A 25,505-nucleotide genomic window follows, 5' to 3' on the forward strand; every position below is an offset into this window, starting at 1 on the left:
ATGTTTTGTTACATGAATCAGTTAAATGTGTGAAGCGCAGCATTTTAATCAGAATTATTAATACGCTTCAGTAAGTTGCGAAAAGGATCATCACGATGAAAAAAATTGGCGTAGTGCTCAGTGGATGTGGCGTATACGACGGCGCCGAGATTCATGAAGCCGTTCTGACCCTTCTGGCGATTGCCCGCAGCGGCGCGCAGGCCATCTGCTTTGCGCCGGATAAACAGCAGGCTGATGTGATTAATCACCTGACGGGCGAAGCGATGGCGGAGACGCGAAATGTCCTGATCGAAGCCGCGCGCATTACGCGAGGGGAAATTCGTCCACTTGCTCAGGCGGTCTCCAGCGATCTGGACGCGCTGATTGTTCCGGGTGGATTTGGCGCGGCGAAAAACCTGAGTAATTTTGCCAGCCAGGGCAGCGAGTGCCGGGTAGATAGCGACCTGGCCGCGCTGGCAATCGCCATGCACCAGTCGGGTAAGCCGTTAGGGTTTATGTGCATTGCCCCGGCAATGCTGCCCAGGATTTTTGGTTTCCCGCTTCGTCTGACGATTGGCACCGATATCGATACGGCGGAAGTGCTGGAAGATATGGGGGCCGAGCATGTGCCATGTCCGGTTGACGATATTGTGGTGGATGAAGATAACAAAATTGTCACCACGCCTGCTTACATGCTGGCGCAGGATATTGCACAGGCGGCGACCGGCATTGAAAAACTGGTGTCTCGCGTACTGGTTCTGGCTGAATGAGTAAAGGGCGTTTCACTCCGCTGGCGTCCCTGCGCCGTTTGCTCCTGCGCATCCTTGTGGTGCTGGCGGTTTTTTGGGGCGGCGGCATCGCGCTGTTCAGCGTCGTTCCGGTGCCTTTTTCCGCAGTGATGGTGGAGCGGCAGATTAGCGCGTGGCTGCAAGGCGATTTCGGCTATGTTGCGCATTCCGACTGGGCTGGCATGGATGAGATCTCGCCGTGGATGGGGCTGGCGGTGATTGCGGCGGAAGATCAGAAATTCCTGGAACACTGGGGCTTTGATGTTTCGGCCATTGAGAAGGCGCTGGCGCACAATGAGCGCAATGAAAACCGAATTCGTGGGGCGTCCACGCTTTCTCAGCAAACGGCGAAGAATCTCTTTTTATGGGATGGCCGCAGTTGGCTGCGTAAAGGGCTGGAGGCCGGGCTCACCGTCGGGCTGGAAACCGTCTGGAGTAAAAAACGCATTCTGACCGTCTACCTGAATATTGCGGAGTTTGGCGATGGCGTGTTTGGCGTGGAAGCGGCGTCGCAGCGCTATTTTAATAAACCTGCCAGCCGGTTAAGTATGTCAGAAGCCGCGCTATTAGCGGCGGTGCTGCCAAACCCTTTACGCTTTAAAGCGAACGCGCCTTCAGGCTACGTGCGTAGCCGTCAGGCGTGGATTTTGCGTCAAATGCGCCAGTTGGGCGGCGAATCGTTTATGACGCGTAACCATCTGTATTAAGATTGCGCTGACGCGCGGCCTCAAGAGAGGGGAGCGGCAGCGCGCTTTTGTCTTCTTCCTGGCGGTTCATCTTCAGCGCCGCCACCAGACCCGGTTGGGCGATCAACCGTTCCCACTGTCTTTCCTGTTTGCGATGGCAAAACCAGGCTGACCAGCTTGCCAGCGGGATCAGCGTACTCTCGCCGATGTTGTCGCAGATCACCGGGATCGCTTCGGATTCGCTAATGCGGTGACACAGAATATTTTGCGGCTTCAGGGTCATGGTGACGATGCGGTTATCGTAGATATAACGCTTGAGCGTTTTCAGCAACTGGCGCAGGACGGCGGCATCTTCGTTATTGCGGCACTGCGCCACAAATTCAGTCAGCGTGACGGACGGTTTGCCATCGAAATCGGTTATCACATCGTAGACGTAGCCCGTACCACAATCGGTCTCTACCGTACCGTGATAGCGCGGGATGCCGCTCCAGTCTTGCAGGTAACGTGACAGATGCGCGTAATATTTCAGCTCGCGGCGGATCTCTTTCTTGCCGCTGCGGTCGGCATTGTAAATGATCTTAATGCAGCGTTGGGCATCGCCCGGATGCGCATAACATTTACGATGGCGTCCGGTGCCCAGGGGATTTTGTTCAGATAAAAGTATCATGAGATCTCCTGGTAATGTTGCTAATAGAACCAGTATGAACGCTCAACTTAAATAGAACGTAAACAACCCCTCTTAAGGTTTTCTTAAGGTTTAATCAGGACGGAAAAGCGCACGGAATGTACAATATCGACGCAGGCAGAAAGGCGAGAGAATAAAAAAACGCCGGATGGCGTTTTCTGGGAGAAAGGAGGAGACGAAAGCGAAATGGCCTAATCTTCGTCGAATCCTGAATTGAACAGCGCGATCACCGCCGCCAGCGCTTCGACCTCCTGCGGGCCGGTAGCTTCAATTTCTATCTGGCGACCTTTAGCAGAGTCCAGCATCAGTAGGGCGATGACGCTATTGGCTTCGGCTTCGGTTCCTTCATCATTGCGTAACAGCACTTCGGCCTCAAAACCCTGCATTAATTCAAACAGTTTCATGGCAGGCCGGGCATGCATACCCAGCTTGTTCGTGACTTCTACAGTCTGCTTCACGGTCATGTTTTGCGTTTTTCCAGCGTTCTATGGCGTGACTGCACGTTCTTACCGCGTGAGCGGAAGTAGTCTGCCAGCTGTTCTGCAATATACACCGAACGGTGTTTCCCGCCGGTACAGCCGATGGCTACGGTGAGATAGCTACGGTTGTTTGTCTCCAGCATGGGTAACCATAACTCAAGATAGCTGCGAGTCTGGTAGATAAAATTGTGTACTTCTGTGTGCCTGTCGAGGAATGCCGCAACCGGTTTATCGAGGCCGGTCATTGGACGCAGTTTCGGGTCCCAGTGCGGGTTAGGCAGGAAGCGCACGTCAAAAACATAATCGGCATCAATTGGAATACCGTGCTTGAAGCCGAAGGACTCGAACACCATTGTCAGCTCGCGTTCGCGCTTGCCCAGCAGACGGGTACGCAGCATTTCCGCCAGTTCATGCACGGACATTTCAGAGGTATCGACAATCAGATCGGCGCGGGAACGCAGCGGTTCCAGCAGATCGCTTTCCTGGTCGATGGCGCTCTCCAGGGAGAGATTTTTGCTGGAAAGCGGATGCAGACGGCGCGTATCGCTGTAACGGCGAATCAGCGTGTTGCGATCGGCATCAAGGAACAGAAGCTGTGGTGAAAACGCATCGGGCAGGTTGTTCATCGCCTGCTCGAAAATTTCAGGGGACTCAGGCATGTTACGCACGTCAATGCTGACGGCCGCAGAAATCTGGCGATCGGCCAGCGTACGAGCCAGATCGGGCAACAGCACCACGGGGAGGTTGTCCACGCAGTAAAAACCCATATCTTCCAGCGCACGCAGGGCGACAGATTTCCCTGACCCTGAACGACCGCTGACGATCATCAGTACCATGTACCGTTTCTCCTCACAACAGATGCCATTGGGTGGTTATGCCTCATCCTTTCCACCTTCGGTGTCAGTGATGATTTGATACAGCTCTTCGTCACTCTGCGCGGCGCGCAGACGGCGGCAGATGGTTTTATCCGCCAGACGTTTAGCGACCAGCGACAGTGTATGCAGATGCGTTTTGGTTTGATCTGCGGGCACCAGCAGGGCGAAAAGCAGATCGACCGGTTGATTATCAATGGCATCGAAAGCGATAGGCGTTTCGAGTTGGACGAACACGCCGACGGCGCGCAGCGTATCTTCTTCCAGCTTGCCGTGTGGGATGGCGATACCATTGCCAATGCCGGTACTGCCCATTTTCTCACGCGTCAGGATTGCTTCAAATACCACCTGCGGAGGCAGGCTGAGCTGTTTTGCCGCCAGTTCACTGATAATCTCCAGCGCACGTTTTTTGCTCTGGCAGTGAACGCCGCTGCGCGTACATTCCTGGTTAAGTACGCTGCTCAGTTGTAGAGTCGTATCGTTATTTGTCATAATTTCACCTAAGAACCTGTTCCATCAGAATGATTCCTGATGAGGCAGATTCGGAGCGCTAACTGTACAAATGGCCTGTTGTGCGTCACAACAGGCCGTCCTGCACTCGCTAACTGCCCGGACAATTAGTGTTGTTTCAGTTTATCTTTGTGTTTCGTTAGCTGCCTTGCCAGTTTATCGATCAAACCGTCAATGGCGGCATACATATCCTGACCTTCCGCGCTGGCGTGAATTTCGCCACCGTTTACATGCAGTGTCGCATCCGAGATGTGTGTTACCTTCTCCACTTTCAAAACAACGTAGACCTGATTAATCCTGTCAAAATACTGCTCAAGTTTGGCGAATTTGGTTGAGACAAAGTCGCGCAGGGCTTCAGTAATTTCGACGTTATTTCCAGTGATGTTGAGCTGCATAGTGTCTTCCTTATCGGTTGGTTCAAACCAGCTGTTTGCGCTGATTGGACGGCGGAATGGATAAAGACTCTCGGTACTTCGCAACGGTGCGGCGCGCCACCATGATACCCTGATCCGACAACATAGAGGTTAACTTGCTGTCGCTCAGCGGCTTCGCGGGGTTCTCCGCAGCAATTAATTTCTTCACCAGCGCACGTATCGCCGTGGAAGAGGCTTCGCCTCCGCCTTCGGTATTCACATGGCTGGAAAAGAAATACTTCAGTTCAAAAATGCCGCGTGGACTGTGCAGATACTTCTGCGTGGTCACACGGGAAATCGTCGATTCGTGCATCTCGACGGCCTGGGCGATGTCCGCCAGCACCATCGGTTTCATAAACTCTTCGCCTTGCTCGAAGAAGGCCTGCTGCTGCTCAACAATACAGCGGCTCACGCGTAACAGGGTGTCGTTGCGGCTTTCCAGACTTTTGATCAGCCACTTCGCATCCTGAAGGTTGCTGCGAATGAACTGGCTGTCGGCATCATTACGCGCGCCGTTGCACAGGGCGGCATAATGTTGATTGATCTGTAGACGGGGAATGCTGTCGCCGTTCAGCTCCACCATCCAGTAACCGTTATGCTTACGCACCAGCACATCCGGGATCACATATTCAGGTTCGCCGGTCTGGATAGACTGACCCGGTCTGGGATCGAGCGACTGGATAAGATTGACCGCCTCTTTCAGTACCTCTTCTTTCAGCCGTGTAACGCGCATCAGGGTGCGGAAGTCATGATTGGCCAGCAGATCGAGGTGATCGCTGATGATCAACCGGGCGTCTTCCAGCCAGGGCGTGGATTTATCGAACTGTGAGAGCTGGATCAGCAGGCAGTCACGGAGATCTTTCGCCGCCACGCCGATGGGATCGAAGCGCTGAACGCGTTTGAGTACCGCTTCTATTTCATCGAGGCCGATCTCTTCATCGCCGATGCTTTCGAGAATGTCATCCAGCGAAATGGTGAGATAGCCGGTATCATCAACGGCATCGACAATTGAGGTGGCAATCGCGCGATCGGTATCCGAGAACGGAGTCAGCCCGACTTGCCACATCAGGTAGTCCTGGAGGGACTGCGTGGTTTCGCCCTGGTACACCGGCAGCTCGTCGTCGATGTAGTCGCCGCTGGTGCCGGACGGCGTACCTGCGGTGTAAATCTCATCCCAGCTGGCGTCAAGCGGCAGCTCTTCGGGCATCTCTTTCTGTTCGAGCGCGTCTGCGGTATCCAGGGCTTCGTTGTCCTGGGTTTCGCGCGTGTCGATTTCATCGTGAAGATCGGTTTGCTCAAGCAGCGGATTACTCTCCAGCGCTTGCTGAAGTTCCTGCTGAAGTTCCAGCGTAGACAACTGCAACAGACGGATGGCCTGTTGTAGCTGGGGCGTCATCGCCAGTTGTTGGCTGAGCCTGAGTTGCAAACCTTGCTTCATGTTCAGAGTCGTTTTCTCCCGCTGTGACGTCGCAGTCTTCTACCCTATCAGAGTCTGAAGTCTTCCCCAAGGTATACGCGCTTAACGTGCTCGTCTTGCAGGATTTCTGTCGGTGTGCCGTGTGCGATCAGATGCCCCTGGCTGACAATATACGCGCGTTCACACACCGCCAGCGTCTCACGAACGTTGTGGTCGGTAATCAGAACGCCGAGGCCGCTGTCGCGCAGGTGCTCGATAATGCGTTTGATGTCGATGACGGAAATCGGGTCAACGCCTGCAAACGGTTCATCCAGCAGGATAAATTTTGGATTTGCGGCCAGCGCGCGGGCAATCTCCACGCGGCGGCGTTCACCGCCGGACAACGCTTGTCCGAGGCTGTCGCGCAGATGCTCGATGTGGAACTCTTCCATCAGTTCATTGGCGCGGTCTTCACGCTGTTCGGTCGTGAGATCGTCGCGAATTTGCAGCACCGCCATCAGGTTATCAAACACGCTCAGACGGCGGAAAATGGAGGCTTCCTGCGGTAAATAGCCAATACCGCGACGCGCGCGGGCATGCAGCGGCAGCAGGCTGATGTCTTCATCGTCAATAATAATGTTGCCAGCGTCGCGCGGCACAATGCCCACCACCATGTAGAAGGTAGTGGTTTTGCCTGCGCCGTTCGGCCCGAGCAGACCGACGATCTCCCCGGAATTCACGGTCAGGCTGACATCTTCCACCACGCGACGGCCTTTATAGGCTTTCGCAAGATTCTTTGCAGTTAATGTTGCCATAACGAATTAGTTACCCTTCTTCTGTGCCGGGGTCTGGTCTTTGTTTTTGTCCTGCAACTGCGACGGCACCAGAACCGTCGTTACACGTTTGCCTTTTTCGCTGAACGCCTGCATTTTCTGCTCTTTCACCAGGTAAGTGATCTTATCGCCGGTGATGTTGCTGTCGAGCTGCTCCAGGTAGGCGTTACCGGTCAGGACGACGAAATCTTTCGCCAGTTCATAATGCATTTTTTGGGCATGGCCTTTTACCGGCTTGCCGTTGTCCTGCATCTGATAAAACGTCGCCGGGTTGCCGAAGCCGTCGATCACCTCTTTGCCTTGCTCGCCGCCCGGACGGGTGACGACCACTTTGTCGGCATTGATTTTGATGGTGCCCTGAGTCACGACGACATTTCCGGTAAACGTCACCACGTTACCCTGCATATCCAGTGACTGCTGATCCGATTCAATATGAATCGGTTGTTCGGTATCGCCGGTGACCGCGAACGCCGGAAGACTGGCGGCCAGAAGTGTGCTGGCAAGCACAAGATTAAGGCTGAGTTTGTTTGTTTTGAATTTCATAGGAGGTTCTAACCTTTTCAATCAGCTCGGCGTTCTTGCTGCGTAAGTTGCCGCGCATTTTCAGTCCGCTGGAGTTAAATGTTGTTCCGTATAACGTGACCAGATCTTCAGAGGTGACATCCTGCGTCACCAGGTTGATCGTCGCGTTATCCGTCGTGATTCTGCGTAGTTGAGCGTCAGGCGCCAGCGCATTGACTTCAACGTGACCATACAGATAGAGCATCCGGTCTTCGGTCAATTTCGCCTTATCCGCTTTAATCGACCATGTCGGGACTTTATCTTTATCAAAGGTGGTTAATACCGGTTGGGTAAACCACGAAAGCGCCTGTTCTGAATAATATTCAACGTGCTGCGCAATAAGACGATAGTTCAACGCGCCTTCCGGGCTATAGACGACCGTATCGGTATGCTCGCTCTTATAAGTCGGATCGCTGGTGTTCACCACAACCTGAGCAGGATCGTCTTTATCCGCCAGATTAATTCCGATCAACACCAGTACGGCCAACGACAGTAGAATGATAACCCAACGTCTGGTTTTACTCATATCGATTGCCCTTTGGCCTCATCAAGCTTACCCTGCGCCAGCAAGAGTAGATCGCACACTTCCCGCACCGCGCCGCGTCCACCGGCGATATGCGTCACATAGTCGGCGCGAGGGATCAGGAGCGGATGCGCATCAGCGACCGCAACGCTCAGACCCACTTTTTCCATCACCGGCCAGTCGATCAGATCGTCACCGACGTAAGCCACATTTTCAGGCGCAACGCCCAGCTTATCGAGCAGGTCGCCAAACGCGATAAGTTTGTCCGACTGCCCCTGATAGAGATGCGTGATCCCCAGGGTGGCACAGCGATCTTCTACAAGTTTAGCCTTTCGTCCGGTAATAATAGCGACCTCAATCCCGGAAGTGAGCGCACAGCGAATGCCGTAGCCATCACGGACGTTAAAGGCCTTCAGCTCTTCACCGTTGTTGCCCATATAAATCAGACCATCAGACAGCACGCCATCCACATCGAGGATGAGCAGACGGATGTTTTCCGCCTGGGCGATAACCTGTGTACTGACGGGGCCATAACAGGTCGCAAGCGACGCACCTGCTTTACTCATTTCTTTTATCCTTGAGTTTCTACACTACGCCTGCACGCAGTAAATCATGCATATGTAACACACCCAGTAACTGGTCGCCATCAGCAACCAAAACGGAGGTGATATGACGGGACTGCATTAAGTTCAGGGCGTTAACGGCGAGAATACCGGGGCGAACGCGAATTCCCCCTGGCGTCATGACGTCGGCAATCCCTAACTGGCGAACATCCACACCCATATCGAAAACACGACGCAAGTCGCCATCGGTAAAGATGCCGTCAATCTTCATTGTGTCATCACAAATGACGGTCATGCCGAGATTTTTACGCGTAATTTCCAGCAGGGCATCACGCAGGCTGGCGTTTTTATTCACATGCGGGATTTCATCGCCGGTGTGCATGATATCGTTAACGCGCAGCAGAAGTTTACGGCCAAGTGCGCCGCCCGGATGCGACAACGCAAAATCTTCGGCGGTAAAGCCGCGGGCTTTTAATAACGCGACCGCGAGCGCATCGCCCATGACCAGCGTAGCCGTAGTGCTGCTGGTCGGCGCCAGACCCAACGGGCAGGCTTCTTTCGGCACTTTAACACACAGATGCACATCCGCCGCACGCGCCATGCTGCTTTCTGGCCGCCCGGTGATACAAATCAGCGGCACCTGCAAGCGTTTGAGAACCGGGATTAATGCGGCAATCTCATTGGATTCGCCAGAGTTGGAAATCGCGATCACCACATCCTGCGAGGTGACCATGCCGAGATCGCCATGCGCGGCCTCGCCCGGGTGAACAAAAAAGGCGGAAGTGCCGGTGCTGGCAAAGGTGGCGGCCATTTTCCGCCCGATATGACCTGATTTTCCCATCCCCATGACAACGACTTTGCCTGTGCACGAGAAGATTTTTTCACAGGCGAGCGTGAAGTTCTGGTCGATGTATTGATCAAGCTCCGCCAGGCCTTCACGTTCAATCTCCAGGACGTCTTTGCCTGCTTTCTGAAAGTCAAAACCCGGTTGTAACGCTAAGTGCGACATAGTCCGTTTTCCCGTTATCCAATAAGAAGCGGCGATAGCCAGTACAGCATCGCCAGCCATACGATAAAACCGCCGGTCAGCAGCACGCCTGCGCCCCGACCAATCTGGCGCGGACGCCGCCAGCACAGCAATGCCAAAACAATGCTCACTAACAGCATCACGCTATAGTCACGCCCAAACGCCAGCGGGTTGACGTCGCCTGGCGTAATCAATGCAGGCAGCCCCAGAACGATGGCGATATTGGAAATATTGGCGCCGATAATGTTGCCAATGGCGATATCATTTTCACCTTTACGGATGCCCGCGATCGCCGTCGCCAGCTCCGGCAGGCTGGTGCCAATCGCAATCACCGTCAGGCCGATAGTCAGTTCGCTCATGGCGAAGTAGTTCGCCAGTACGGTGGCGTTATCAACCACCATCCGCGTCGCCATCGGCATAATAATCAGCGCGATACCCAGCCACAAAAACGCGACGGGTAAGCCGCCTTCGCGCGGCAGCTCCGCCACCTGCTCCCGGGTGAGGCTGTCATTTCCTTGCCGCTCCGCCAGGCGCGCGATCTTAACAATGAACAGCAGCCATAGCACGGCCAGCAGCAGAAGAAAGATTCCGTCGCTACGGCTCAGCTCGCCATCGTGCAGGACGGAACCCGCCAGCACACTGACAAATAACATTAGCGGCAATTCGCGACGCAAAACATCAGAATGCACGGTAAAAGGGTGAAACAGCGCCGCCAGGCCCAGAATCAGCAAGATATTGATGATGTTGGAGCCGAGCGCGGTGCCTACGGCTAAGTCCAGTTGCCCGTGAAGCGACGCGGCAACCGAGACAATTATCTCCGGTAATGATGTTCCGATACTGACGACTGTCATCCCGATAATGAGCGGAGGAATCCCCACTGCCCGACACAAAATCGATGCGGCAAACACCAGACGATCGGCGCTGTAGACCACCAGAAGTAAACCAATAATTAACAGCGCCGTAGCTAAAAGCATCTAAAGTCCTTTCTTCAGGTATACTCGCCGGTCCACTGGAGGGATCTTCTGGAAGCCGTAACGAAGTCTTAATTTTGACTTTATGCGGCTAAAAAGTAAAACAAATGCCAGCTTTAGCTAACCAGGGCAGGTAATATTCTGTAAATATGTTGGGTTCATGGCTAAATTCAGCGCCATGCTTAGATCAACAAGGCGATACAAAGGATGAATCAATGGGTCAGTCTGTGGCGAATTTAGTCGATATGCGCGACGTCAGCTTTTCGCGTGGCGACCGCTGCATTTTCGATAATATTTCCCTGACCGTGCCACGCGGGAAGATTACGGCGATCATGGGGCCATCGGGGATCGGTAAAACCACGCTGTTACGACTGATTGGCGGACAGATCCCGCCGGATAGCGGGGAAATACTGTTTGATGGCGAAAACGTACCTGCTATGTCTCGCTCGCGGTTGTACACGGTACGAAAACGGATGAGCATGCTGTTTCAGTCGGGGGCGCTGTTCACCGACATGAACGTGTTTGATAACGTAGCCTACCCGCTGCGGGAGCACACGAATTTACCCGCGCCGCTGTTGAAAAGCACGGTGATGATGAAACTGGAAGCCGTTGGTCTGCGCGGCGCGGCAAAGCTCATGCCCTCTGAACTGTCCGGGGGGATGGCGCGGCGTGCGGCATTAGCCCGTGCTATTGCGCTGGAACCCGACCTCATTATGTTCGATGAGCCGTTTGTGGGTCAGGACCCGATTACGATGGGCGTACTGGTGAAGCTGATTTCAGAACTGAACAGCACGCTGGGCGTAACCTGCGTTGTCGTGTCCCACGATGTGCCGGAGGTGCTGAGCATCGCGGATCACGCCTGGATTATGGCGGACAAAAAAATCGTGGCGCACGGTAGCGCAAAGGAACTGCAAGAAAATGCCGACCCGCGCGTCCGCCAGTTCCTGGACGGTATTGCCGACGGGCCGGTTCCGTTCCGCTATCCGGCGGGCGATTATCACTCCGATTTACTCGAAACAGGGAGTTAAGCCACTCATGCTGTTAAATGCGCTGGCATCGCTTGGACACCGGGGGATCAAAACCCTCAGAACGTTCGGGCGTGCCGGGTTAATGTTATTCAATGCGGTGATTGGTAAGCCGGAATTTCGCAAGCATGCGCCACTGCTGGTGCGTCAGCTCTATAATGTGGGCGTCCTGTCGATGCTCATTATTATCGTCTCTGGCGTTTTTATCGGCATGGTGCTCGGGTTGCAGGGCTATCTGGTTCTGACGACTTACAGCGCGGAAACCAGCCTGGGTATGCTGGTGGCGCTTTCATTGCTGCGTGAACTGGGGCCGGTTGTCGCGGCGTTGCTGTTTGCCGGGCGCGCAGGGTCTGCGCTGACCGCAGAAATTGGTCTTATGCGAGCGACTGAGCAGCTCTCCAGTATGGAAATGATGGCCGTCGATCCGCTGCGTCGGGTGATCTCTCCGCGCCTGTGGGCGGGGGTGATTTCGCTGCCGCTGCTGACGATTATCTTCGTGGCCGTTGGCATCTGGGGAGGATCGCTGGTTGGCGTTAGCTGGAAGGGGATCGATGCCGGTTTCTTCTGGTCGGCGATGCAGGATGCCGTCGACTGGCGTCTGGATCTCGTGAACTGTTTGATTAAGAGCGTGGTGTTTGCCATCACGGTAACGTGGATTGCGCTGTTCAATGGGTATGACGCGATTCCGACCTCTGCTGGGATTAGCCGCGCAACCACGCGCACCGTTGTGCACTCGTCTTTGGCCGTTCTGGGGCTGGATTTTGTGTTGACCGCACTGATGTTTGGGAATTGAGTTCATGCAAACGAAAAAAAGTGAAATTTGGGTAGGGATCTTCTTGCTGGTTGCGTTGCTGGCGGCGCTGTTTGTTTGCCTGAAAGCGGCCAATGTCACCTCAATGCGTACGGAGCCGACCTACACGATTTATGCGACCTTCGACAATATTGGCGGCCTGAAAGCGCGCTCTCCGGTGCGCATCGGCGGGGTGGTTGTCGGCCGGGTTGCGGATATCTCGCTGGATCCGAAAACCTACCTGCCGCGCGTCACGCTGGATATTGAAGAGCGCTATAACCACATTCCTGATACCAGTTCGCTGAGTATCCGCACCTCTGGCCTGCTGGGGGAGCAATATCTGGCGTTAAACGTCGGGTTTGAAGATCCTGAACTGGGAACGTCTATCCTCAAAGATGGCGACACTATTCAGGACACCAAGTCCGCGATGGTGCTTGAAGACATGATTGGTCAGTTCCTTTACAACAGTAAAGGGGACGACAATAAGAATTCTGGCGATGCGCCAGCGCCAACTGAAGGCAATAATGAAGCGACACCGCCTGCGGGCGCAACAAATTAATCACAGGAGAATCGATGTATGTTTAAGCGATTAATGATGGTAGCGCTGCTGGTCATTGCACCGTTGAGCGCGGCAACCGCGGCGGACCAGACTAACCCGTATAAATTGATGAATGAGGCGGCGCAGAAAACCTTCGATCGTCTGAAAAACGAACAGCCGAAAATCCGTGCCAACCCGGATTACCTGCGCGACGTCGTTGACCAGGAACTGCTGCCGTATGTGCAGGTGAAATACGCGGGCGCGCTGGTACTGGGTCGTTACTACCGGGAGGCGACGCCGGCGCAGCGTGACGCCTATTTCGCGGCGTTCCGTGAATACCTGAAACAGGCTTATGGTCAGGCGCTGGCAATGTACCACGGCCAGACTTACCAGATTGCGCCGGAACAACCGCTGGGCAATGCGACCATCGTGCCGATCCGCGTGACGATCATCGATCCGAATGGCCGTCCTCCGGTTCGACTGGATTTCCAGTGGCGTAAAAACACCCAGACCGGTAACTGGCAGGCTTATGACATGATCGCGGAAGGCGTCAGCATGATCACCACAAAACAGAATGAGTGGAGCGATCTGCTGCGTACCAAAGGCATCGACGGCCTGACCGCGCAGTTGCAGTCAATTTCTCGTCAGAAAATTTCGCTGGAAGAGAAAAAATAATGACGCAGTCACTTAGCTGGACGCGCGAAGGTGACACGCTGGCATTAGCGGGGGAGCTGGACCAGGACGTGCTGAACCCTCTGTGGGATGCGCGCGTTGATGCGATGAAAGGCGTAACCTGCATCGATCTGAGCCAGGTCTCCCGGGTGGATACCGGTGGTCTGGCGTTACTGGTGCATCTTGTCGATCAGGCGAAACGACAGGGCAACAGCGTTTCGCTGCAAGGGGTAAACGAGAAGGTTTACACGCTGGCGAAGCTCTATAATTTGCCTGCTGACGTGCTTCCACGTTAATTTTTGTAGGCCGGATAAGGCCTTGTGCCGCCATCCGGCAAAACCCCTAAGTGGGATTTGCCACCAAAGCCTTGCCTGATTTATCAGCTGGGCTTTTTGCTTATTTATGACAGCGCCACTTTGCTCTAAGATGTTGGGCTGTTTTCCCTATTTGACGAATGAAGAGCCCATGGAAAATCATGAAATTCAGAGCGTGCTGATGAGCGCACTCTCCCTCCAGGAAGTCCACGTCTCTGGCGATGGCAGTCACTTTCAGGTTATCGCCGTGGGTGAGATGTTTGACGGCATGAGCCGGGTCAAGAAGCAGCAGTCTGTTTACGGCCCGTTGATGGAGTTTATTGCGGATAACCGTATCCATGCCGTATCGATCAAAGCGTATACCCCAGCGGAATGGGAACGCGATCGCAAACTTAACGGTTTTTGAGCGACGGGCGACACGCCGGTAGCAGATATGAATTCTTAACAGAGAACAGAATAATGGATAAATTTCGTGTACAGGGGCCGACAACGCTCCAGGGCGAAGTCACAATTTCAGGCGCTAAAAATGCCGCATTGCCGATCCTTTTCGCGGCGCTGCTGGCAGAAGAGCCGGTAGAGATCCAGAACGTTCCAAAGCTGAAAGACATCGATACGACGATGAAACTGCTCAGCCAGCTTGGAACGAAAGTGGAACGTAACGGTTCTGTCTGGATCGACGCCAGCCAGGTCAACATCTTCTGCGCGCCTTACGAACTGGTAAAAACCATGCGCGCGTCGATTTGGGCGCTGGGGCCGCTGGTTGCGCGTTTTGGTCAGGGACAGGTTTCTCTGCCAGGCGGCTGCGCCATCGGCGCGCGTCCGGTCGATCTGCACATCACCGGCCTGGAACAATTGGGCGCTGAGATCAAGCTGGAAGAAGGCTATGTGAAGGCGTCTGTTAATGGTCGTCTGAAAGGCGCGCATATCGTGATGGACAAAGTCAGCGTCGGTGCGACGGTGACCATCATGTCTGCGGCAACGCTGGCCGAAGGGACCACCGTGATTGAAAACGCCGCGCGTGAGCCGGAGATCGTCGATACCGCGAACTTCCTGGTGACGTTGGGAGCGAAGATCAGCGGTCAGGGCACCGATCGTATTACCATTGAGGGCGTTGAGCGTCTGGGCGGCGGCGTATACCGTGTTCTGCCCGATCGCATTGAAACCGGCACCTTCCTGGTCGCGGCGGCGATTTCCGGCGGTAAAATCGTCTGCCGTAACGCGCAGCCGGATACGCTGGATGCCGTACTGGCTAAACTGCGTGACGCCGGAGCGGATATTGAAACCGGTGAAGACTGGATCAGCCTGGACATGCATGGCCAGCGTCCGAAAGCTGTGAATGTGCGCACCGCGCCGCACCCGGCTTTCCCGACCGATATGCAGGCGCAGTTCACGCTGCTGAACCTTGTCGCGGAAGGGACGGGTTTCATCACGGAAACCATTTTCGAAAACCGCTTTATGCATGTGCCTGAACTGATCCGTATGGGCGCGCACGCGGAAATCGAGAGCAACACCGTGATTTGCCACGGCGTTGAAAAACTCTCCGGGGCGCAGGTGATGGCGACCGACTTGCGTGCGTCTGCGAGCCTGGTGCTGGCGGGATGCATTGCAGAAGGCACGACGCTGGTCGATCGTATTTATCACATCGATCGTGGCTATGAGCGCATTGAAGACAAACTGCGCGCGCTGGGCGCGAATATTGAGCGTGTGAAAGGCGAGTAATTTTTTCCTCATGCACTGGTAGCCCCTGTTCGGGGGCTACCGTTCAGAGCGTTATCCGTTCCTTACTTCTCTATTTCCCTTTTCGAGCCCGCATCAGACGTGTTCTGTCAATGAACTCATGGGTTTCTGGGTCATGATAGCGCGACGGCCAGATCACCCAGGGTTCTGTACCCAGTGCCTTCGCAATGATGAGCTCTCCTTTCGGCCACGGTCGGGTCAGGGCGTTTGCCAGCGTCGAGGAACTTAATCCATTCTTGCGTGATTCCGCCGCCATAGATGTCCCTTTTTTACGTAATCCGGCAATGATGTCTGCGGGATGCCAGTCAATGAGTTTATTTTCCATTATTCCCTCACTCCTTCGGTCAGTCAGTCGCTTGCGGCCTGGATAATCAGCCTGTGAGAAATACTATACGCCAGGTGATAGTATTGCTCTAATATGTTCCTGTAAAGAGTATGCATATTCATAAAATGTGACAGCATACGTGCGATGGGAAAAGGGCCGGAAAAGAAATGAGTAACTGGAATTTACTGGAACTTAAAGATTCATCCCGCGCAAAGCACGGGATGAGAAGGGAGGGTTAACGATCGCGTTGTACGGCGATGTGCGCCAGACCGATCAGGGCTTCGCGCCACGGCGTATCAGGCAGAATCTGTAGGGCGGCGATGGCTTTATCGGCCTCGTCTTCTGCACGCTGACGCGTCCATTCCAGTGAACCGCAGGCGGTCATAGCTTCCAGAACGGGTTCCAGAAGGTGGCGACCATTGCCTTGTTCAATGGCGGTACGGATCATTTGTGCCTGCTCTGGCGTACCGTTACGCATAGCGTGCAGCAGCGGCAGCGTTGGTTTTCCTTCGTTGAGGTCATCGCCGACATTTTTACCTAACTGCTCGCCATCAGCGCTGTAATCGAGTAAATCGTCAATCAGCTGAAAGGCCGTACCGAGATAACGACCATAATCCTGCAACCCTTTTTCCTGCTCAGGAGTGCAGCCTGCAAGAATACCGGAACACTGCGCCGCAGCTTCAAACAGGCGCGCCGTTTTGCTGTAAATCACGCGCATGTAATTTTCTTCGGTGATGTCCGGGTCGTTGACGTTCATCAGTTGCAGCACTTCGCCTTCGGCGATGACGTTCACCGCTTCTGACATTACTTCCAGCACTTTCAGCGAGCCAAGGCTGGTCATCATCTGGAACGCGCGGGTGTAGATAAAATCACCGACCAGGACGCTGGCGGCGTTGCCAAATGCCGCATTCGCCGTTGCCTTCCCACGACGCATATCGGATTCATCCACAACATCGTCGTGTAGCAGGGTGGCGGTGTGGATAAACTCGATTAAGGCAGCGATCGTGACGTGCGCATTTTCCTGATAACCAACGGCGCGCGCAGCGAGTACGGCAATCATCGGGCGGATACGTTTTCCGCCGCCGCTAACGATGTAATACCCTAACTGATTGATCAGTTGGACGTCGGAATTGAGCTGTTCAAGGATTGTCGCATTGACACCCGCCATATCTTGCGCGGTTAACTCATTGATTTTTTCTAAATTCATCGCAAAAGCCGGGCTTATCGCCCCGATTAACTCATCATGGGATGAGATAACTAAGGGTTTAGGGTTAGGAATATATGCTGATTGTACTGAAAAAACGGCGCAGATAAACGTTACCGTACACGTTGTGTTTTTTTTCTTCATGTATTGACGGTAGCACTTGTCAAAGGCTCGCGTTTTGCGTAATATTCGCGCCCTATTGTGAATATTTATAGCGCACTCTGAATCATTGAAAAGGCGTGCGCGGAAGCGGAGTTTTTTATGTACGCGGTTTTCCAAAGTGGTGGTAAACAACACCGAGTAAGCGAAGGTCAGACCGTTCGCCTGGAAAAGCTGGACATCGCAACTGGCGAAACTATTGAGTTCGCTGAAGTTCTGATGATCGCAAACGGTGAAGAAGTCAAAATCGGCGTTCCTTTCGTTGATGGCGGCGTAATCAAAGCTGAAGTTGTTGCTCACGGTCGTGGCGAGAAAGTTAAAATCGTTAAGTTTCGTCGTCGTAAACACTATCGTAAGCAGCAAGGCCACCGTCAGTGGTTCACTGATGTGAAAATTACTGGCATCAGCGCCTAAGACCTGAGGAGAGATTTAAATGGCACATAAAAAGGCTGGCGGCTCAACTCGTAACGGTCGCGATTCAGAAGCTAAACGCCTGGGCGTTAAGCGTTTCGGTGGCGAAACCGTTCTGGCGGGTAGCATCATCGTTCGTCAACGTGGCACCAAATTCCACGCTGGCACTAACGTAGGTTGCGGTCGTGACCACACTCTGTTTGCTAAAGCAGACGGTAAAGTGAAATTCGAAGTTAAAGGCCCGAACAACCGTAAATACATCAGCATCGTTGCTGAGTAAGTTCTTCGTGGTCCGGTAACGGATTAAAGCCCCGCAACGTGTTGCGGGGCTTTTTACATTGAAAACCCGGAAAATTTTCTTGTAGGGAAAACGGGCATGAAGCAGCAGGCTGGCATTGGCATCCTTTTAGCACTCACCACTGCAATGTGTTGGGGCGCCTTGCCAATTGCAATGAAGCAGGTGCTGGAGGTGATGGAACCTCCAACCATTGTCTTCTATCGCTTTTTAATGGCGAGTATCGGCCTCGGCGCGATCCTGGCAGTTAAAAGAAAGCTCCCGCCATTGCGTATTTTTCGCAAACCGCGCTGGCTGGTGTTGCTGGCGATTGCAACAGGTGGACTTTTCGGGAATTTCATCCTGTTCAGCTCTTCCCTGCAATATTTGAGTCCGACGGCATCGCAGGTTATCGGTCAACTGTCACCGGTTGGCATGATGGTCGCCAGCGTCTTTATTTTGAAAGAAAAGATGCGCGGCACGCAGGTGATTGGCGCGCTCATGCTGCTTTGTGGGCTGGTGATGTTCTTTAATACCAGTCTGATCGAGATTTTTACCAAACTGACTGATTACACCTGGGGTGTGATCTTTGGGGTCGGTGCGGCGACGGTCTGGGTGAGTTATGGCGTCGCGCAAAAGGTGTTATTGCGTCGTCTGGCCTCACAGCAGATCCTGTTTTTACTGTACACTTTATGTACGATTGCGTTATTGCCGCTGGCGAAGCCGGGGGTTATCTCGCAGTTAAGCGACTGGCAGCTCGCGTGTTTGATTTTCTGTGGGCTGAATACGCTGGTAGGATATGGCGCCCTGGCGGAAGCGATGGCGCGTTGGCAGGCAGCGCAGGTGAGTGCGTTAATCACGCTCACTCCGCTGTTTACGCTGTTATTTTCAGATCTATTATCTATGGCCTGGCCCGATTTCTTCGCCAGACCGATGTTAAACCTTTTAGGTTATCTCGGTGCGTTTGTCGTGGTTGCGGGCGCGATGTATTCCGCCATTGGTCATCGTATTTGGGGCGGTTTACGCAAGCATGAAACGGTGGTTTCGCAACCCCGCTCAGGCGAATGATTTACGGAGAGTAAAATGAAGTTTGTTGATGAAGCATCGATTCTGGTCGTTGCTGGCGATGGCGGCAATGGTTGCGTGAGCTTCCGCCGCGAAAAATACATCCCGAAAGGCGGCCCGGATGGCGGTGATGGCGGCGATGGTGGCGACGTCTGGCTGGAAGCCGACGAAAACCTGAACACGCTGATCGATTATCGCTTTGAAAAATCGTTCCGTGCTGAACGTGGTCAGAATGGCGCAAGCCGTGACTGCACCGGTAAACGTGGGAAAGATGTCACGATCAAAGTGCCTGTCGGTACGCGTGTTATCGATCAGGGCACCGGCGAAACCATGGGCGATATGACCAAACACGGTCAGCGTCTGATGGTTGCCAAAGGCGGCTGGCACGGCCTGGGCAATACCCGCTTTAAGTCCTCTGTTAACCGCACTCCGCGTCAGAAAACGATGGGTACGCCGGGCGATAAGCGTGATTTGATGCTGGAGCTGATGCTGCTGGCGGACGTGGGTATGCTGGGTATGCCAAATGCCGGTAAATCAACCTTTATCCGCGCGGTATCTGCGGCAAAACCGAAAGTGGCGGACTATCCGTTTACCACTCTGGTGCCGAGCCTTGGCGTTGTGCGTATGGACAACGAAAAGAGCTTTGTGGTTGCCGATATTCCGGGGCTGATTGAAGGCGCGGCGGAAGGCGCGGGTCTGGGGATTCGCTTCCTGAAGCACCTGGAACGTTGCCGCGTACTGCTGCACCTTATTGATATCGATCCGATCGACGGTTCCGATCCGGTGGAAAACGCCCGTATCATTATCGGCGAACTGGAAAAATACAGTCAGGATCTGGCTGCTAAGCCGCGCTGGTTAGTGTTCAACAAAATTGATTTGCTGGACCAGGCCGAAGCGGAAGAAAAAGCGAAAGCTATCGCGCAGGCGCTGGGCTGGGAAGATAAGTACTACATGATTTCCGCTGCCAGCCAGACTGGCGTGAAAGATCTCTGCTGGGATGTGATGACCTTTATCATTGAGAACCCCATCGTTCAGGCTGATGAAGCGAAGCAGCCGGAGAAAGTGGAGTTCATGTGGGACGATTATCACCGTCAGCAGCTCGCTGAAGTCGAAGATGAAGCGGAAGATGACTGGGATGACGACTGGGACGAAGACGACGAAGAAGGCGTCGAGTTCATCTACAAGCGTTAATATGGTTCAAATGCCCGGTGGTGCTTACGCTTACCGGGCTTACGGATAGTAGGCCGGATAAGGCGCAAAGCGCCGCCATCCGGCACTATCCTCACCTAGTTGTTCTGATAAAGATCTTTGTACAACCGGCTTTCAAAACGTACTAACGGAATTCGACGATTGCGCTGGTCAGCTGGCGTAACGGCATACCCGGAAAGATACTGAACAAACGCCATCCGTTGCCCACTTGCCGTTGTAATAAATCCCGCCAGATTATAGACCCCTTGCAGCGAGCCTGTTTTCGCCGAAACTTTACCATCGACCCCAGCCTGATGCAGACCCGCACGGTATTGCAGAGAGCCGTCATATCCCGCCAGCGGCAGCATGGAGATAAAGTTCAGCTCGTTGTCGTGTTGGGCGATGTATTGCAGCACCTGCATCATGGTGGCCGGGGCAATCAGGTTGTGGCGAGAGAGGCCCGAACCGTCAGCGATGATGGTATTGCCAATATCAACGCCAGCCTGCTGACGCAGGATCTGGCGTACGGCATCAGATCCCGCCCGCCATGTGCCGGGAACGTTGAAGCGTGCGTGGCCGATCATGCGAAAGACGGTATCGGCAATCATGTTGTCCGATTTTTTCAGCATAATCTTAAGCAAATCATGCAGCGGCGCAGACTGCTTGCTGGCAACCACCGTTCCGGGTTCGTTGACCTGCGTCTGGCGTAACAGCGTACCACTGTAGGTAATACCTGCTTGTTTTAACTCGTCTTTCAGGATCGCTCCGGCATAGCTGGCGCCGTCCTGAATGGCGAAGGCTAGCGGTAACGGTTCGGCGCGCTGCGGCAGGCAGCCTGTCAGCGTGAAGCGGTTTAAATCCCCCGGAACGACATCCAGCTCACAGTATTGCGCTTCCGCAGAGCCGCGTGGGAGAGTGCGAACCTGACTGAACATGGTCACCGGGTAATAGGACGCCACGCGAATATACGCTAAGTCATTCGGTTTTTGCGCGCTGTAGAGGGAGATGGAAAAGCAGTTGCGATCGACAATGGCGGCTGCGGGTGGTGCGCTAAAACATTGCGTCATGTCATTCCAGGGCCAGCCTGGCGCTTTATCATGGCTGGCGAAAATGGAGGTGTCGATGAGCACATTTCCCGCAATTTGCGTCACGCCGGATTTTTTCAGCGTCGCGACCATATTGCGAATATCCTGGCGTTTTAGCGTCGGATCGGCACCAAATCGCGCCACTAAGTCCCCTTTTAAGACGCCATTGTCCACGTTGCCTTTTGTCTCCAGCGTGGTGGTAAAACGAAAATCGGGGCCGAGCTGAATCAATGCCGCGAGGGCCGTGATCACTTTTTGCGTACTGGCGGGCAGCGCCATCTGCTGGCTATGGTAATCAATCGCGGGCGTGGACGCGCCGACCTTCTGAGCCATGAAAGCAAGGTTGGCCCCATCAGGGAGCTGATTGATGTATTCATCAACATTCGCGGCCTGGACGCTGAACGCTATACTGGTGGTCAATCCGATGATAAATCTGGAAAATCGCATAATCTCGCGCTAACAACCTGGAAACAAGCCGTCATACTACGGCGCAATGCCCTGGAAAGTAAACGATGACCCATAGGGAACTCCAGGGTAAAATACGTATCAAATTGAGAATTGTAGCTGACCTGGGGCTTTGTACCCGGGTCGGTATTTTTTTGCTTCTGGCTTTGGTAGAACGCATACCGGAGCAGGCTTAGCAGCCGAGGCGGGGTCAATCACCCCCTACAGGAATGTTCAAGAGGTATAACAAATGCAAGCTATTCCGATGACTTTACGTGGTGCCGAAAAACTGCGCGAAGAGCTGGATTTTCTGAAATCTGTGCGCCGTCCTGAAATCATCGCCGCTATCGCGGAAGCGCGTGAGCATGGCGACCTGAAAGAGAACGCCGAGTATCACGCTGCGCGTGAACAGCAGGGTTTCTGCGAAGGACGTATCAAGGATATCGAGGCGAAGCTGTCGAATGCGCAGGTGATCGACGTGACGAAGATGCCGAACAACGGACGTGTTGTTTTCGGCGCAACGGTAACTGTTCTGAATCTCGATAACGATGAAGAGCAGACCTGGCGTATTGTCGGCGATGACGAAGCGGATTTTAAACAGAACCTGATTTCCGTGAATTCACCTATCGCGCGCGGCCTGGTTGGCAAAGAGCAGGATGACGTCGTGACCATCAAAACGCCTGGCGGCGAAGTGGAATACGAAGTGATTAAGGTGGAATACCTGTAAGAATTACCCAATACTCAAGATGTTGATGTATTGTAAAGAAAGGAAAAAGGCCGCTATGCGGCCTTTTATCAACGAAGAGAGCGTGGCATTTTGCTCTCCTGCTTGCGGAAAACCCCTCGTTTTACACAGATTTTGTGTTCGACTTTAGGATATTCTTAGCGTGGCAGCGAGATTTTACGTTCTTTAGTTGGGCGATAAAGTACCAGCGTTTTACCGATGACCTGTACGTTACAGGCGCCGGTTTCGCGTACGATAGCTTCCACGATCAAGGTTTTGGTTTCGCGATCTTCCGAGGCGATCTTCACCTTGATAAGTTCATGGTGCTCTAACGCTTGTTCAATCTCGGCCAGTACCCCTTCGGTCAAACCATTGTTGCCAAGCATAACTACCGGCTTGAGCGGATGTGCCAGACCTTTCAGGTGCTGTTTTTGTTTAGTACTCAGATTCATCGTATATTTTTGCTTACGTTGGGATTGAAAACGGGTCATTCTACCGCCATCTCCCATATATCACCAAATGAGCGCGTAAAAATTTACGCTACGGGTAACGATGAATTGCCCCGATGGGAAAGTTAAATGACAGGTAAAAAGCGTTCTGCCAGCTCGAGTCGCTGGCTTCAGGAACACTTTAGCGATAAATATGTTCAACAGGCGCAGAAAAAGGGGTTACGTTCCCGTGCCTGGTTTAAACTTGATGAAATACAGCAAAGTGACAAACTTTTTAAGCCGGGGATGACGGTTGTCGACCTCGGTGCTGCGCCGGGAGGCTGGTCACAGTATGTGGTCACGCAGATTGGCGGCAAAGGCCGTATCATCGCTTGCGATCTTTTACCTATGGATCCTATCGTTGGTGTGGACTTTCTTCAGGGCGATTTTCGTGATGAACTTGTTATGAAAGCGCTGCTGGAACGCGTGGGTGACAGTAAAGTACAAGTTGTCATGTCAGATATGGCACCAAACATGAGCGGAACACCGGCGGTGGATATCCCCCGCGCCATGTATCTGGTGGAACTGGCGTTAGAAATGTGTCGTGATGTGCTGGCGCCAGGTGGAAGTTTTGTAGTGAAGGTGTTCCAGGGCGAAGGTTTCGATGAGTACCTAAGGGAAATTCGCTCCCTGTTTACGAAGGTTAAAGTTCGTAAGCCGGACTCTTCGCGTGCGCGTTCACGCGAAGTGTATATTGTAGCGACCGGGCGAAAACCATAACCGGGGGATTTCAGACGAAAGTTTGAAAGAAGCTGGATATAGAGTATCCTGACGCTGTTTTTAACACAGTTGTAATAAGAGGTTAATCCCTTGAGTGACATGGCGAAAAACCTAATACTCTGGCTGGTCATTGCCGTTGTGCTGATGTCAGTATTCCAGAGCTTTGGGCCCAGCGAGTCTAATGGCCGTAAGGTGGATTACTCTACCTTCCTGCAAGAGGTCAACCAGGACCAGGTTCGTGAAGCGCGTATCAACGGACGTGAGATCAACGTTACCAAGAAAGATAGTAACCGTTACACGACCTACATTCCGGTTAACGATCCGAAGCTGCTTGATAACCTGCTGACCAAAAACGTCAAGGTTGTTGGCGAACCACCTGAAGAGCCGAGCCTGCTGGCTTCAATCTTTATTTCCTGGTTCCCGATGCTGTTGCTGATCGGCGTCTGGATCTTCTTCATGCGTCAGATGCAGGGCGGCGGTGGCAAAGGCGCCATGTCGTTCGGTAAGAGTAAAGCGCGCATGCTGACGGAAGATCAGATCAAAACCACTTTTGCCGATGTCGCAGGTTGTGACGAAGCGAAAGAAGAAGTGGCTGAGCTGGTCGAGTATCTGCGTGAACCAAGCCGCTTCCAGAAGCTGGGCGGTAAAATCCCGAAAGGCGTCCTGATGGTCGGTCCTCCGGGTACGGGTAAAACCCTGCTGGCGAAAGCTATCGCAGGCGAAGCGAAAGTCCCGTTCTTTACGATTTCCGGTTCTGACTTTGTCGAAATGTTCGTCGGTGTTGGCGCATCTCGTGTGCGTGACATGTTCGAACAGGCTAAGAAAGCGGCGCCGTGCATTATCTTCATCGATGAAATCGACGCCGTAGGCCGCCAGCGTGGCGCGGGTCTGGGCGGCGGTCATGATGAACGTGAACAGACATTGAACCAGATGCTGGTTGAGATGGACGGCTTTGAAGGTAACGAAGGTATCATCGTTATCGCGGCGACTAACCGTCCAGACGTACTTGACCCTGCGCTGCTGCGTCCTGGCCGTTTCGACCGTCAGGTCGTGGTAGGTCTGCCAGACGTGCGTGGTCGTGAGCAGATCCTGAAAGTGCATATGCGTCGCGTACCGCTGGCGCCGGATATCGATGCGGCAATCATCGCACGCGGCACGCCAGGCTTCTCTGGCGCCGATCTGGCGAACCTTGTGAACGAAGCGGCACTGTTTGCTGCCCGTGGCAACAAGCGTGTGGTATCCATGGTTGAGTTCGAGAAAGCGAAAGACAAAATCATGATGGGTGCGGAACGCCGCTCCATGGTGATGACGGAAGCGCAGAAAGAATCTACCGCTTACCACGAAGCAGGCCATGCGATTATTGGTCGCCTTGTTCCAGAGCACGATCCGGTGCATAAAGTGACGATTATTCCGCGCGGTCGTGCGCTGGGTGTGACCTTCTTCCTGCCTGAAGGCGACGCGATTAGCGCCAGCCGTCAGAAACTGGAAAGCCAGATCTCCACGTTGTACGGCGGTCGTCTGGCGGAAGAGATCATCTATGGCGTAGAGCATGTTTCTACCGGTGCGTCGAACGACATTAAAGTCGCGACTAACCTGGCGCGTAACATGGTCACCCAGTGGGGCTTCTCCGATAAGCTCGGTCCGCTGCTGTATGCAGAGGAAGAGGGTGAAGTGTTCCTGGGGCGTAGCGTTGCGAAAGCCAAACACATGTCTGATGAAACCGCGCGTATCATCGACCAGGAAGTGAAAGCGCTGATTGAACGTAACTACAATCGTGCTCGTCAGATCCTGAATGACAATATGGACATCCTGCATGCAATGAAAGATGCGCTCATGAAGTATGAGACCATCGATGCGCCGCAGATTGATGACCTGATGGCGCGCCGCGAAGTTCGCCCGCCGGCTGGCTGGGAAGATCCGAACGGCACCAACAACTCTGACAACAATGGCACGCCTCGTGCGCCGCGCCCGGTTGATGAACCGCGTACGCCGAACCCAGGCAACACCATGTCAGAGCAGTTAGGCGACAAATAAGTTATCTGTTATTGATGACTCT

At 53.7% G+C, this 25,505-nt stretch carries 32 protein-coding genes; 16 read left to right on the forward strand and 16 right to left on the reverse strand.

What is annotated here, in order from left to right; all coding sequences use genetic code 11:
* The first annotated feature begins 95 nt into the window (after positions 1–95).
* Positions 96–749 carry an isoprenoid biosynthesis glyoxalase ElbB gene (gene elbB, locus OGX81_RS06955; RefSeq protein WP_012135342.1) on the forward strand — a complete coding sequence of 218 codons (654 nt, stop codon included), beginning with the start codon at positions 96–98 and terminating at the stop codon, positions 747–749.
* Positions 746–1,474: a monofunctional biosynthetic peptidoglycan transglycosylase gene (mtgA, locus tag OGX81_RS06960; protein ID WP_104868134.1), complete on the forward strand. Its 729-nt coding sequence runs from the start codon at positions 746–748 to the stop codon at positions 1,472–1,474. The genes elbB and mtgA overlap by 4 nt, the downstream gene beginning before the upstream one ends.
* Here mtgA and yrbL read toward each other — a convergent pair.
* The 12 genes from yrbL to OGX81_RS07020 form a co-directional block, all read right to left on the reverse strand.
* Positions 1,449–2,120 carry a PhoP regulatory network protein YrbL gene (yrbL, locus tag OGX81_RS06965; protein ID WP_104868135.1) on the reverse strand — a complete coding sequence of 224 codons (672 nt, stop codon included), beginning with the start codon at positions 2,118–2,120 and terminating at the stop codon, positions 1,449–1,451. The two genes, mtgA and yrbL, sit on opposite strands and share 26 nt — an antisense overlap.
* Before the next feature lie 209 nt (positions 2,121–2,329).
* On the reverse strand, positions 2,330–2,602 hold the full coding sequence (npr, locus tag OGX81_RS06970) for a PTS phosphocarrier protein NPr (protein ID WP_012135339.1): 273 nt from the start codon (positions 2,600–2,602) through the stop codon (positions 2,330–2,332).
* Positions 2,599–3,453 (reverse strand): RNase adapter RapZ, encoded by an 855-nt coding sequence (rapZ, locus tag OGX81_RS06975; protein WP_012135338.1) that lies wholly within the window; start codon positions 3,451–3,453, stop codon positions 2,599–2,601. The genes npr and rapZ overlap by 4 nt, the downstream gene beginning before the upstream one ends.
* Before the next feature lie 36 nt (positions 3,454–3,489).
* Positions 3,490–3,981 (reverse strand): PTS IIA-like nitrogen regulatory protein PtsN, encoded by a 492-nt coding sequence (ptsN, locus tag OGX81_RS06980; protein ID WP_012135337.1) that lies wholly within the window; start codon positions 3,979–3,981, stop codon positions 3,490–3,492.
* Positions 3,982–4,106: 125 nt separating this feature from the next.
* Positions 4,107–4,394 (reverse strand): ribosome hibernation promoting factor, encoded by a 288-nt coding sequence (gene hpf / locus OGX81_RS06985; RefSeq protein ID WP_012135336.1) that lies wholly within the window; start codon positions 4,392–4,394, stop codon positions 4,107–4,109.
* A gap of 22 nt (positions 4,395–4,416) precedes the next feature.
* Positions 4,417–5,850, reverse strand: a complete 1,434-nt coding sequence (gene rpoN / locus OGX81_RS06990; protein ID WP_012135335.1) for an RNA polymerase factor sigma-54 — start codon at positions 5,848–5,850, stop codon at positions 4,417–4,419.
* A 47-nt stretch (positions 5,851–5,897) separates the two neighbouring features.
* Positions 5,898–6,623, reverse strand: coding sequence for an LPS export ABC transporter ATP-binding protein (gene lptB / locus OGX81_RS06995; RefSeq protein ID WP_012135334.1), 726 nt, complete (start codon positions 6,621–6,623; stop codon positions 5,898–5,900).
* Positions 6,624–6,629: 6 nt separating this feature from the next.
* The gene (lptA, locus tag OGX81_RS07000; protein ID WP_047460976.1) at positions 6,630–7,184 is read right to left on the reverse strand and encodes a lipopolysaccharide ABC transporter substrate-binding protein LptA; all 555 of its coding nucleotides are present in this window, start codon (positions 7,182–7,184) and stop codon (positions 6,630–6,632) included.
* On the reverse strand, positions 7,153–7,728 hold the full coding sequence (gene lptC / locus OGX81_RS07005; protein ID WP_012135332.1) for an LPS export ABC transporter periplasmic protein LptC: 576 nt from the start codon (positions 7,726–7,728) through the stop codon (positions 7,153–7,155). Before lptC ends, lptA begins: the two co-directional genes overlap by 32 nt.
* Positions 7,725–8,291 (reverse strand): 3-deoxy-manno-octulosonate-8-phosphatase KdsC, encoded by a 567-nt coding sequence (gene kdsC, locus OGX81_RS07010; RefSeq protein ID WP_012135331.1) that lies wholly within the window; start codon positions 8,289–8,291, stop codon positions 7,725–7,727. The genes lptC and kdsC overlap by 4 nt, the downstream gene beginning before the upstream one ends.
* A gap of 19 nt (positions 8,292–8,310) precedes the next feature.
* On the reverse strand, positions 8,311–9,297 hold the full coding sequence (kdsD, locus tag OGX81_RS07015; RefSeq protein WP_012135330.1) for an arabinose-5-phosphate isomerase KdsD: 987 nt from the start codon (positions 9,295–9,297) through the stop codon (positions 8,311–8,313).
* 14 nt (positions 9,298–9,311) lie between these two features.
* Positions 9,312–10,289: a calcium/sodium antiporter gene (locus tag OGX81_RS07020; RefSeq protein ID WP_012135329.1), complete on the reverse strand. Its 978-nt coding sequence runs from the start codon at positions 10,287–10,289 to the stop codon at positions 9,312–9,314.
* 212 nt (positions 10,290–10,501) lie between these two features.
* Here OGX81_RS07020 and mlaF point away from each other — a divergent pair, with 212 nt between their 5' ends.
* The 7 genes from mlaF (at position 10,502) to murA (ending at position 15,344) form a co-directional block, all read left to right on the forward strand.
* Positions 10,502–11,314, forward strand: coding sequence for a phospholipid ABC transporter ATP-binding protein MlaF (gene mlaF / locus OGX81_RS07025; RefSeq protein ID WP_012135328.1), 813 nt, complete (start codon positions 10,502–10,504; stop codon positions 11,312–11,314).
* Between the two features lie 7 nt (positions 11,315–11,321).
* Positions 11,322–12,104: a lipid asymmetry maintenance ABC transporter permease subunit MlaE gene (gene mlaE / locus OGX81_RS07030; RefSeq protein WP_047460983.1), complete on the forward strand. Its 783-nt coding sequence runs from the start codon at positions 11,322–11,324 to the stop codon at positions 12,102–12,104.
* 4 nt (positions 12,105–12,108) lie between these two features.
* Positions 12,109–12,660, forward strand: coding sequence for an outer membrane lipid asymmetry maintenance protein MlaD (gene mlaD, locus OGX81_RS07035; RefSeq protein WP_012135326.1), 552 nt, complete (start codon positions 12,109–12,111; stop codon positions 12,658–12,660).
* A gap of 18 nt (positions 12,661–12,678) precedes the next feature.
* Positions 12,679–13,314 carry a phospholipid-binding protein MlaC gene (mlaC, locus tag OGX81_RS07040; RefSeq protein WP_012135325.1) on the forward strand — a complete coding sequence of 212 codons (636 nt, stop codon included), beginning with the start codon at positions 12,679–12,681 and terminating at the stop codon, positions 13,312–13,314.
* Positions 13,314–13,607, forward strand: coding sequence for a lipid asymmetry maintenance protein MlaB (gene mlaB, locus OGX81_RS07045; protein WP_049010395.1), 294 nt, complete (start codon positions 13,314–13,316; stop codon positions 13,605–13,607). The genes mlaC and mlaB overlap by 1 nt, the downstream gene beginning before the upstream one ends.
* A 169-nt stretch (positions 13,608–13,776) precedes the next feature.
* Positions 13,777–14,031 carry a BolA family iron metabolism protein IbaG gene (gene ibaG, locus OGX81_RS07050; protein ID WP_024130986.1) on the forward strand — a complete coding sequence of 85 codons (255 nt, stop codon included), beginning with the start codon at positions 13,777–13,779 and terminating at the stop codon, positions 14,029–14,031.
* Between the two features lie 53 nt (positions 14,032–14,084).
* A complete protein-coding gene (gene murA, locus OGX81_RS07055; protein ID WP_012135322.1) occupies positions 14,085–15,344 on the forward strand; it encodes a UDP-N-acetylglucosamine 1-carboxyvinyltransferase in 1,260 nt (419 codons plus the stop codon).
* Positions 15,345–15,414: 70 nt separating this feature from the next.
* On the opposite strand, the gene sfsB is transcribed toward murA, so the two are convergent.
* Both sfsB and ispB read right to left on the reverse strand, forming a co-directional pair.
* Positions 15,415–15,687, reverse strand: coding sequence for a DNA-binding transcriptional regulator SfsB (sfsB, locus tag OGX81_RS07060; RefSeq protein WP_012135321.1), 273 nt, complete (start codon positions 15,685–15,687; stop codon positions 15,415–15,417).
* A 235-nt stretch (positions 15,688–15,922) separates the two neighbouring features.
* Entirely contained in the window at positions 15,923–16,894 is a 972-nt protein-coding gene (gene ispB, locus OGX81_RS07065; RefSeq protein ID WP_047460989.1) for an octaprenyl diphosphate synthase, read from the reverse strand.
* 258 nt (positions 16,895–17,152) lie between these two features.
* Between ispB and rplU the strand changes: the two genes are divergently transcribed.
* The 4 genes from rplU to cgtA all read left to right on the forward strand — a co-directional run bounded on the left by rplU (position 17,153) and on the right by cgtA (position 19,991).
* Positions 17,153–17,464, forward strand: coding sequence for a 50S ribosomal protein L21 (gene rplU, locus OGX81_RS07070; protein ID WP_000271396.1), 312 nt, complete (start codon positions 17,153–17,155; stop codon positions 17,462–17,464).
* A 19-nt stretch (positions 17,465–17,483) separates the two neighbouring features.
* Positions 17,484–17,741 (forward strand): 50S ribosomal protein L27, encoded by a 258-nt coding sequence (rpmA, locus tag OGX81_RS07075; RefSeq protein ID WP_012135319.1) that lies wholly within the window; start codon positions 17,484–17,486, stop codon positions 17,739–17,741.
* Positions 17,742–17,837: 96 nt separating this feature from the next.
* Entirely contained in the window at positions 17,838–18,803 is a 966-nt protein-coding gene (locus OGX81_RS07080) for a DMT family transporter (protein ID WP_104868137.1), read from the forward strand.
* A 15-nt stretch (positions 18,804–18,818) separates the two neighbouring features.
* Entirely contained in the window at positions 18,819–19,991 is a 1,173-nt protein-coding gene (cgtA, locus tag OGX81_RS07085) for an Obg family GTPase CgtA (RefSeq protein WP_012135316.1), read from the forward strand.
* Between the two features lie 95 nt (positions 19,992–20,086).
* Here cgtA and dacB read toward each other — a convergent pair whose 3' ends face one another.
* Positions 20,087–21,520, reverse strand: coding sequence for a serine-type D-Ala-D-Ala carboxypeptidase (dacB, locus tag OGX81_RS07090; RefSeq protein ID WP_049010979.1), 1,434 nt, complete (start codon positions 21,518–21,520; stop codon positions 20,087–20,089).
* A 247-nt stretch (positions 21,521–21,767) separates the two neighbouring features.
* On the opposite strand from dacB, the gene greA reads away from it, so the two are divergent.
* A complete protein-coding gene (gene greA, locus OGX81_RS07095) occupies positions 21,768–22,244 on the forward strand; it encodes a transcription elongation factor GreA (RefSeq protein WP_012135312.1) in 477 nt (158 codons plus the stop codon).
* Between the two features lie 155 nt (positions 22,245–22,399).
* Here the strand turns inward: greA and yhbY are convergent, their stop codons facing one another.
* Positions 22,400–22,693: a ribosome assembly RNA-binding protein YhbY gene (gene yhbY, locus OGX81_RS07100; RefSeq protein ID WP_004139797.1), complete on the reverse strand. Its 294-nt coding sequence runs from the start codon at positions 22,691–22,693 to the stop codon at positions 22,400–22,402.
* Positions 22,694–22,819: 126 nt separating this feature from the next.
* On the opposite strand from yhbY, the gene rlmE reads away from it, so the two are divergent.
* A complete protein-coding gene (gene rlmE / locus OGX81_RS07105) occupies positions 22,820–23,449 on the forward strand; it encodes a 23S rRNA (uridine(2552)-2'-O)-methyltransferase RlmE (protein WP_000145975.1) in 630 nt (209 codons plus the stop codon).
* Between the two features lie 99 nt (positions 23,450–23,548).
* Positions 23,549–25,483, forward strand: coding sequence for an ATP-dependent zinc metalloprotease FtsH (gene ftsH, locus OGX81_RS07110; protein ID WP_012135310.1), 1,935 nt, complete (start codon positions 23,549–23,551; stop codon positions 25,481–25,483).
* Positions 25,484–25,505: the final 22 nt, after the last annotated feature.

Source organism: Citrobacter sp. CK206 (genome assembly GCF_030333125.1).
In the GTDB taxonomy this organism is placed as follows: Bacteria; Pseudomonadota; Gammaproteobacteria; order Enterobacterales; family Enterobacteriaceae; genus Citrobacter_B; species Citrobacter_B koseri.

Coding starts and splice junctions, on each gene's coding strand:
- elbB (WP_012135342.1), top strand. CDS start 96: ATGAAAAAAATTGGCGTAGTGCTCAGTGGATGTGGCGTATACGACGGC.
- mtgA (WP_104868134.1), top strand. CDS start 746: ATGAGTAAAGGGCGTTTCACTCCGCTGGCGTCCCTGCGCCGTTTGCTC.
- yrbL (WP_104868135.1), bottom strand. CDS start 2,120: ATGATACTTTTATCTGAACAAAATCCCCTGGGCACCGGACGCCATCGT.
- npr (WP_012135339.1), bottom strand. CDS start 2,602: ATGACCGTGAAGCAGACTGTAGAAGTCACGAACAAGCTGGGTATGCAT.
- rapZ (WP_012135338.1), bottom strand. CDS start 3,453: ATGGTACTGATGATCGTCAGCGGTCGTTCAGGGTCAGGGAAATCTGTC.
- ptsN (WP_012135337.1), bottom strand. CDS start 3,981: ATGACAAATAACGATACGACTCTACAACTGAGCAGCGTACTTAACCAG.
- hpf (WP_012135336.1), bottom strand. CDS start 4,394: ATGCAGCTCAACATCACTGGAAATAACGTCGAAATTACTGAAGCCCTG.
- rpoN (WP_012135335.1), bottom strand. CDS start 5,850: ATGAAGCAAGGTTTGCAACTCAGGCTCAGCCAACAACTGGCGATGACG.
- lptB (WP_012135334.1), bottom strand. CDS start 6,623: ATGGCAACATTAACTGCAAAGAATCTTGCGAAAGCCTATAAAGGCCGT.
- lptA (WP_047460976.1), bottom strand. CDS start 7,184: ATGAAATTCAAAACAAACAAACTCAGCCTTAATCTTGTGCTTGCCAGC.
- lptC (WP_012135332.1), bottom strand. CDS start 7,728: ATGAGTAAAACCAGACGTTGGGTTATCATTCTACTGTCGTTGGCCGTA.
- kdsC (WP_012135331.1), bottom strand. CDS start 8,291: ATGAGTAAAGCAGGTGCGTCGCTTGCGACCTGTTATGGCCCCGTCAGT.
- kdsD (WP_012135330.1), bottom strand. CDS start 9,297: ATGTCGCACTTAGCGTTACAACCGGGTTTTGACTTTCAGAAAGCAGGC.
- OGX81_RS07020 (WP_012135329.1), bottom strand. CDS start 10,289: ATGCTTTTAGCTACGGCGCTGTTAATTATTGGTTTACTTCTGGTGGTC.
- mlaF (WP_012135328.1), top strand. CDS start 10,502: ATGGGTCAGTCTGTGGCGAATTTAGTCGATATGCGCGACGTCAGCTTT.
- mlaE (WP_047460983.1), top strand. CDS start 11,322: ATGCTGTTAAATGCGCTGGCATCGCTTGGACACCGGGGGATCAAAACC.
- mlaD (WP_012135326.1), top strand. CDS start 12,109: ATGCAAACGAAAAAAAGTGAAATTTGGGTAGGGATCTTCTTGCTGGTT.
- mlaC (WP_012135325.1), top strand. CDS start 12,679: ATGTTTAAGCGATTAATGATGGTAGCGCTGCTGGTCATTGCACCGTTG.
- mlaB (WP_049010395.1), top strand. CDS start 13,314: ATGACGCAGTCACTTAGCTGGACGCGCGAAGGTGACACGCTGGCATTA.
- ibaG (WP_024130986.1), top strand. CDS start 13,777: ATGGAAAATCATGAAATTCAGAGCGTGCTGATGAGCGCACTCTCCCTC.
- murA (WP_012135322.1), top strand. CDS start 14,085: ATGGATAAATTTCGTGTACAGGGGCCGACAACGCTCCAGGGCGAAGTC.
- sfsB (WP_012135321.1), bottom strand. CDS start 15,687: ATGGAAAATAAACTCATTGACTGGCATCCCGCAGACATCATTGCCGGA.
- ispB (WP_047460989.1), bottom strand. CDS start 16,894: ATGAATTTAGAAAAAATCAATGAGTTAACCGCGCAAGATATGGCGGGT.
- rplU (WP_000271396.1), top strand. CDS start 17,153: ATGTACGCGGTTTTCCAAAGTGGTGGTAAACAACACCGAGTAAGCGAA.
- rpmA (WP_012135319.1), top strand. CDS start 17,484: ATGGCACATAAAAAGGCTGGCGGCTCAACTCGTAACGGTCGCGATTCA.
- OGX81_RS07080 (WP_104868137.1), top strand. CDS start 17,838: ATGAAGCAGCAGGCTGGCATTGGCATCCTTTTAGCACTCACCACTGCA.
- cgtA (WP_012135316.1), top strand. CDS start 18,819: ATGAAGTTTGTTGATGAAGCATCGATTCTGGTCGTTGCTGGCGATGGC.
- dacB (WP_049010979.1), bottom strand. CDS start 21,520: ATGCGATTTTCCAGATTTATCATCGGATTGACCACCAGTATAGCGTTC.
- greA (WP_012135312.1), top strand. CDS start 21,768: ATGCAAGCTATTCCGATGACTTTACGTGGTGCCGAAAAACTGCGCGAA.
- yhbY (WP_004139797.1), bottom strand. CDS start 22,693: ATGAATCTGAGTACTAAACAAAAACAGCACCTGAAAGGTCTGGCACAT.
- rlmE (WP_000145975.1), top strand. CDS start 22,820: ATGACAGGTAAAAAGCGTTCTGCCAGCTCGAGTCGCTGGCTTCAGGAA.
- ftsH (WP_012135310.1), top strand. CDS start 23,549: ATGGCGAAAAACCTAATACTCTGGCTGGTCATTGCCGTTGTGCTGATG.